This window comes from Streptomyces sp. CC53, assembly GCF_001865245.1.
GTDB lineage: Bacteria > Actinomycetota > Actinomycetes > Streptomycetales > Streptomycetaceae > Streptomyces.
The window spans coordinates 1-5,110 of record NZ_MKXB01000127.1; the positions used below are offsets into that span (position 1 = coordinate 1).

The 5,110-nt window shown below is 76.7% G+C and carries 3 protein-coding genes; 2 read left to right on the top strand and 1 reads right to left on the bottom strand.

The genetic code is table 11. The features are described from left to right. Nucleotides 1-25: 25 nt before the first annotated feature. The gene (locus BJP40_RS12010; protein ID WP_071280363.1) at nt 26-1,090 is read right to left on the bottom strand and encodes a LacI family DNA-binding transcriptional regulator; all 1,065 of its coding nucleotides are present in this window, start codon (nt 1,088-1,090) and stop codon (nt 26-28) included. Between the two features lie 281 nt (nt 1,091-1,371). Here BJP40_RS12010 and BJP40_RS12015 point away from each other — a divergent pair, with 281 nt between their 5' ends. Both BJP40_RS12015 and BJP40_RS12020 read left to right on the top strand, forming a co-directional pair. Next, on the top strand, nt 1,372-3,540 hold the full coding sequence (locus BJP40_RS12015; protein WP_079171104.1) for a Xaa-Pro dipeptidyl-peptidase: 2,169 nt from the start codon (nt 1,372-1,374) through the stop codon (nt 3,538-3,540). Then, nucleotides 3,537-4,847 carry a M14 family zinc carboxypeptidase gene (locus BJP40_RS12020; protein WP_079171103.1) on the top strand — a complete coding sequence of 437 codons (1,311 nt, stop codon included), beginning with the start codon at nt 3,537-3,539 and terminating at the stop codon, nt 4,845-4,847. The genes BJP40_RS12015 and BJP40_RS12020 overlap by 4 nt, the downstream gene beginning before the upstream one ends. The last annotated feature ends 263 nt before the right edge of the window (nt 4,848-5,110 follow it).

Consider the following 5,110-nt stretch of genomic DNA (forward strand, 5'->3'; position numbering starts at 1 on the left):
GGCGGACGTCGCCGCGGCCGGGGCGTCACGCCGACGCCCGCCGCACCAGCTCCGTCGGAGTGATCACCGAGCCCGGCGCGGGCTGCGCCGTCCCGGACCCGCCGCCGTCCTGGCCGATGGAGCGCATGAGCAGCCGGACCATCAGGCGGCCCATGCCTTCGATGTCCTGGCGGACCGTCGTCAGCGGCGGGTCCGTCGCCTCGGCGACCGAGGCCATGTCGTCGAAGCCGACCAGCGCCACGTCCTGCGGCACCCGCAGCCCCCTCTCCCGAAGCACTCGCAGGGCGCCCGACGCCATCAGGTCGTTGCCGGCGAACACCGCGTCCAGGTCGGGCCGCCGCTCCAGCAGCTCCGCCATCGCGCGGGCGCCGCTCTCCACGGTGAAGTCGCCCTGCGCCACCAGCTCCGGGTCGGCGTCCAGCATCAGCACGTCGCGGTAGCCGTCCAGCCGGTCCACGGCGGACGTCTGGTCGTGCGGCCCCGCGATGTGGGCGATCCGCTGCCGCCCCAGCGACACCAGGTAGCGCACCGCCTCCCGGGCCCCGCCCCGGTTGTCCGCGTCCACGTACGGCACGGCGTGCCCGCCGTGTTCGTGGGGTGGGCCGGACCAGCCGGGCCGTCCCCCGAACACGGTGGGCACGCGCATCCTCCGTATGATCGACGGCAGTTCGTCGTCGTCGTGCACCGAGAAGGCCAGCGCGCCGTCGACATGGCCGCCGCCCAGGTAGCGGGCGATCCGGTCGTACTCGCCCGGCCCCTCCACCCAGAGCAGCACCAGCTGCGAGTCGTGCGCGGTCAGCTCGCGGCTGATGCCGCGCACCTGCTGCTCGAAGAACGGGTCGGAGAAGACCCGGAACTCCGGCTCCGCGATGATCACGGCGACCGCGCCGTTGCGCCGGGTCACCAGGGTCCGCGCCGCGTGGTTCGGGACGTAGCCCAGCTCTTCGACGGCCCTGCGCACCCGCTCCACCAGGGGCCGGCGCACGCCGGCCCCGCCGTTCACGACACGGGAGACCGTGGCCCGGGACACCCCCGCACGGGCGGCGACGGCTTCCAGGGTGGGACGGACCCCAGGGGTCGGATCGGGCAAGGGAGACTCCTCGGAGCGCTGCGACACGGCGTACACCAGTCAGAATATCCGGTCGAGCGCCTTCTGAGAGCGCTCTCATCCTTCTGGTCCGGTGCTGCCCGGCCCGGCCCTCGACGGGGCGGCCGGGGCGGAGCGACCTGCGGGGCGGGCCGCGCGGGCCACGGCTCCTCGCCCGGTCCCGGCGCCGGAGGGCACGCGCAAGGCCCTTCTCCGTCCCCGTCCCTTTCCTCAATCGCGCTCTTTCGACAGGGAGTTGGGCGCAGTACCGTCCGCCCATGCCGATGCTGACGCCCCTCCGAGCGCGCAGACCCCACCCTTCGAGCAGCCCCCGCCCCTTCCCGTCGCACCGCCGCCTCCCCGCAGGCAGAGCCCTGGCGACCGCGGCCGCCGCCTTCGCGACCGCCCTCGCGGCCGTCCTCGCCCCGGCGCCCGCCGCCCGCGCGGCCGCGCCCGCAGTCGAAGGCCCCGCCCCCGGGGGCCGCGCGGCCCCGCCCGCCACCCCGGGCCCCGCGCCCGAAGCCCGCGCCTCCGCACCCGTCTACGCGTACGGGAACGCCATCCGCGAATCGGTCTGGGTCGACACCGGGCTCGACGGCGACGGCGACGGCGCCACCGACCGGGTCGCGGCCGACATCATCCGGCCCCGCGAGGCCGCCGAGCGGGGGCACCGGGTCCCCGTGATCATGGACGCCAGCCCGTACTACTCCTGCTGCGGGCGCGGCAACGAGAGCCAGAAGAAGACGTACGGACCCGACGGCACCCCCGAGCAGTTCCCGCTGTTCTACGACAACTACTTCGTGCCGCGCGGCTACGCCTTCGTCGCCGTGGACCTCGCCGGCACCAACCGCTCCGACGGCTGCGTCGACGTCGGCGGACGCTCCGACATCCTCTCCGCCAAGGCCGTCGTCGACTGGCTGAACGGCCGGGCCCGCGGCTACACCACCCGCACCGGCGCCCAGCGCGCCCGCGCCACCGGCTGGACCACCGGCGCCACCGGCATGATCGGCAAGAGCTGGGACGGCACCATCGCCAACGGCGTCGCCGCCACGGGCGTACGCGGGCTGAAGACCATCGTGCCGATCGGCGCCATCTCCACCTGGTACGACTACTACTTCTCGCAGGGCGCACCCCTCTACGGCTCCGGCCCCGACCGGCTGTCCCACTACGTCAACAGCCCCGACGCCCGCACCCGCTGCCAGGCCGTCCAGCAGCGCCTCGTCGACGGCGCCCCCCGCTCCGGCGACCGGACCCCGCTGTGGGCGGAGCGGGACTACGTGCCCGACGCCTCCCGGGTCCGCGCCAGCGTGTTCGCCGTCCACGGCATGCAGGACCTCAACGTCCGCAGCGGCCACCTCGGCGCGTGGTGGCAGGCCCTGGCCGCGCACGGCGTGGAGCGCAAGATCTGGCTGTCCCAGACCGGGCACGTCGACCCCTTCGACTTCCGCCGCGCCGCGTGGGTCCGCACCCTGCACCGCTGGTTCGACCACTATCTCCTCGGACACGACAACGGAGTCGAACGGGAGCCCATGGCCGACATCGAACGCGCCCCCGACCGGTGGACCACCGACCGGACCTGGCCGCCGTCCCGGACGGCCACCACCACCCTGCGCCCGGGCCCCGGCAGCGCGCCCGGCGTCGGCACGCTCGGGCTGCTGCCCGCAGCACCCGGAGCCACCGAGACGTTCACCGACGACCCGCTCCTCGGCGAAACCGACTGGGCGGCGCAGATCGACCGGACCACCGCCGCCAAGGCGGGCTTCACCACCCGGCCCCTCAGCCGTGACCTGCGCCTCGCGGGCTCACCGAAGGTCACGGTCACCGCCACCCCCTCCACCACGAGCGCCCACCTCACGGCCGTCCTCGTCGACCTCGGTCCGGCCGTGATCCGCGACCACACCGACGCCGGCGAAGGCATCACCACCCTGCCGCACCGCACCTGCTGGGGCGCGAGCCGGGCCGGCGACAGCGCCTGCTTCAAGGAGACCGAAGCCGACACGGCCCTGGTGGACTTCACCATCGTCAGCCGCGGCTGGGCCGACCTCGGCACCTGGGCCGATCCGGACCGGGGACGGCCGCTGACCCCCGGACGGCCGCACACGCTCACCATCGACCTGCACGCCACCGACCACGTCGTCCCGGCGGGACACCGACTGGCCCTCATCATCGGCGGCACCGACCGGTACCTGGTCACGCCGCCCCCCTCCACGCCGACCCTCACCCTCGACCTGGCCCGCACCACCGCCAAGCTGCCCGTCGTCGGCGGCACCCTCGCCTACGCCCTGGCCACCCTGCCGCGCCCCGGCGGCCCGGCGACCGCACCGCCCGGAACGGCGTCGACGGCACCGCCCGAGGCCCAGTCCCCGCCGCCCGGCGCGACGGCGGTCCCGCTGCGCGGGGTGGCCGCGCCGCGTCCCCCGCAGGCCGTCCCCGCACCGGGAGCCGCCCGGTGAACCGCCGTCACGCCTCCGGCCTCCTGCTCGCCCTCGCCCTGACGGCCTGCACGGCCGCCCTGGCGGCCACCGGCGCCCCCGCCCAGGCGGCACCGCCCCCGCCCGGCCCGCCCCGCACCGGGTTCGAGGACAGCGGCGGCGCGCGCTGGACGGGACTCGACGAAGAGCGGCGGTTCCTCGCGGCCGTCGACCGGGGCAGCGACCGGATGACCACCGCCACCATCGGCACGACCGCCCAGGGCCGCCCCCTGCGCCTCGTGCGGATCACCGCCGACCGCCCGCGGCCCGCGGCGACGACGGTCCTCCTCGTGTGCAGCCAGCACGGTGACGAGCCGTCCGGCCGGGAGGCGTGCCTCACCACCGTCCGCGACCTCGCCTACGCCCGGGACGACGGCACCCGGCGCTTCCTCGACCGGACCACCCTGCTCGTCGTGCCCACCGCCAACCCGGACGGCCGTGCCGCCGGGACCCGCGGCAACGCCGACGGCGTCGACGTCAACCGCGACCACCTCGCCCTGCGCACCGCGGAGGCCCGGGCCCTCGCCGCCGTGCTGCGCGACCACCGGCCGCACGTCGTGCTCGACCTGCACGAGTACCGCGGCTCACCGCCGTACTACACCAAGGACCTGCTGTCCCTCTGGCCCCGCAACCTCACCACCCACCCCCGCCTGCACGGGGAGGCCCGCGCCCTCTCCGAGGCGTACGTGCGGCCCGCCGCGGAGCGCGCGGGCTTCAGCAGCGGCGTCTACGGCATCTGGACGGACCCGGTGACGGGCGAACCGGTCCGGCAGGTCGCCGGGGACGGACAGGAGCGCATCCTGCGCAACACCACCGGTCTCAAACACGCGGTCGGCCTCCTCGTGGAGACCCGCGTCCAACCCCCGGCGGCCACCGGCCAGGACGACCCCGCCCGTGACCACCGGCGCCGCGTCGATACCCAACGGGCCGCCTTGGAAGGGGCCTTCGCCTTCGTCGAGGAGCGGCGCGCCCGCATCGGGGCGGCCACGGCCGCGGCCCGCCTCGCCGGCTACGCGGACCGGGGTCCGGTGATGCTGGGCGGCGCCGACAACGAGCCGCCGACGCCCGGGGAGGTCCTCACGGACCCGCCCTGTGCCTACCGGCTCAGCCCGGCCGCGCACGCCGAGGCAGGCGACGAACTGGCCCTCCACGGACTGCGGACGGTGCCCGCACGGGGCGGCGGCGCCCTCGTGCCGCTCCGCCAGCCCCTGCGGGCCCTGGTGCCCCTGCTGCTGGACGCCCGCGCCGCGTACCCCGTCGCCGAGGGGACACCCGTACGGCGCTGCTGACCGGCGCACCCGTGACGCGGCGGGGGCGGCGCAGCCCGGACCGGCGGGGCGACCGCTCCCACCGCCCCGACCCTCCCGCACAGATACGGGCGACGAGGCGGCCGCCCGCGCCGGGCCGCCACCCCGCGCTCCCACTGCGTCCGCCACCGCGCCGCCCCCGGTCGGCCGCCGGACCGGCGCCCGCCGCCGGGGCCCGGGCGCGGGGCGCCCGCAGCGGGACGCTGCGGCACCATGCCCGGGTCCGGACGCGGACCGGCGGGGCC